Annotated in this window: 2 protein-coding genes; both read right to left on the bottom strand. The window is 40.7% G+C overall.

Annotated features, from left to right (window positions below; genetic code table 11):
- Nucleotides 1-136: 136 nt before the first annotated feature.
- Complete coding sequence (locus F6K20_RS39660) at nt 137-583, bottom strand: hypothetical protein (protein WP_008182654.1); 447 nt, start codon at nt 581-583, stop codon at nt 137-139.
- Nucleotides 584-711: 128 nt separating this feature from the next.
- On the bottom strand, nt 712-891 hold the full coding sequence (locus F6K20_RS39655) for a hypothetical protein (RefSeq protein WP_008182657.1): 180 nt from the start codon (nt 889-891) through the stop codon (nt 712-714).
- Between the last annotated feature and the right edge of the window lie 157 nt (nt 892-1048).

The raw sequence follows: 1048 nt of genomic DNA, 5'->3' as shown, positions 1-1048 counted from the left end.
TTCATCACCCAAACGAAAGATTCTGTCGCTGTTGTTTGTGCCAGGTAGCACATTAGGATTGCTATTACCAAAAATATCTGCCATTTTATTGTCCTCCAAATTTAATTTGATTGTTTAGTTCATCAAGGGTTTAGGGTCACATCAAGTAGATGACACCAAACTGGTTGTCAGTAACTTCTCCCTCTGCACCGACGGTAAAGTTAGAAGTAATAAAGCCCCTAGCGTTTTCAAACACACCAGTTCCCTTCATAAGACGCCAACTCACGACTCCATGACTCACCCCTTCCTCTGGGCTAGGGCCAATAGCTCCCTGACCCACTGTTCCAAATCTGAGGCTATTTCCCTGACCGAAGGTAATCGTTCCACTCTCGGTGAAAGTGTTGTCAGTGAGAAACTCCACTGTGGAAGAGAATTGTGCAACACCTCCTTCCACAGTCTGGATCTGTGCATCAACACCTTGCTTAACGACAGATGTGATCTTGGAACTGGGTGCGTGGGTTGTAGCTTTGAGAACTGTTCCTTGATCGTTCTGGGGGACAGCTTGCCCAGAGAACTGAAGTGCATAGATAATTTGTTGTGGCATTTTTGGTTACCTTGATAAGTGATTAATTGGTCGAAAAAGTTGAGTTACTACTTAGGAAATTCTGGGTTGCCTAAGTCATGTAGATCTTGGGAAATATTGAGCAATCAGTAATTGGTAAGATTTGGGAATTACAAACTACCAATCTGACCATCAGGCCTGTCACCTGGATTGCTAGGATTATTGCTCGGTAAATTGTTGTTACCACCACTAATATTTGCTAGTAATTTTTCAGGAATTTTCTGCAAAATTTGTTCAGTTTTTTGTGACTTTTGGCTAGATGGATTAGTATTTTTTGTGTTGCGTTTCATGATGGAAATACTCCTGTTTGCTTTCACTGCAATTACTTACTCATTCAGTATGGCGTTGCCCTCAAACTATTGACCATAGGAAAAAATCAGGTATTTCAACACCTGATAAAAATCTTGCGGATAATAATTTATAGTAAAAAGTCAGCTTAAATCAGGA

Source organism: Moorena sp. SIO2C4, assembly GCF_010672485.1.
Classification (GTDB): Bacteria; Cyanobacteriota; Cyanobacteriia; order Cyanobacteriales; family Coleofasciculaceae; genus Moorena; species Moorena producens.
Note: the sequence above shows the minus strand (reverse complement) of the source record. Positions and strands in the feature narration are given on the sequence as shown.

What these genes read in the sequence shown, in the direction of transcription:
- F6K20_RS39660 (WP_008182654.1), bottom strand. Translation starts at nt 583, where the DNA reads ATGCCACAACAAATTATCTATGCACTTCAGTTCTCTGGGCAAGCTGTC.
- F6K20_RS39655 (WP_008182657.1), bottom strand. Translation starts at nt 891, where the DNA reads ATGAAACGCAACACAAAAAATACTAATCCATCTAGCCAAAAGTCACAA.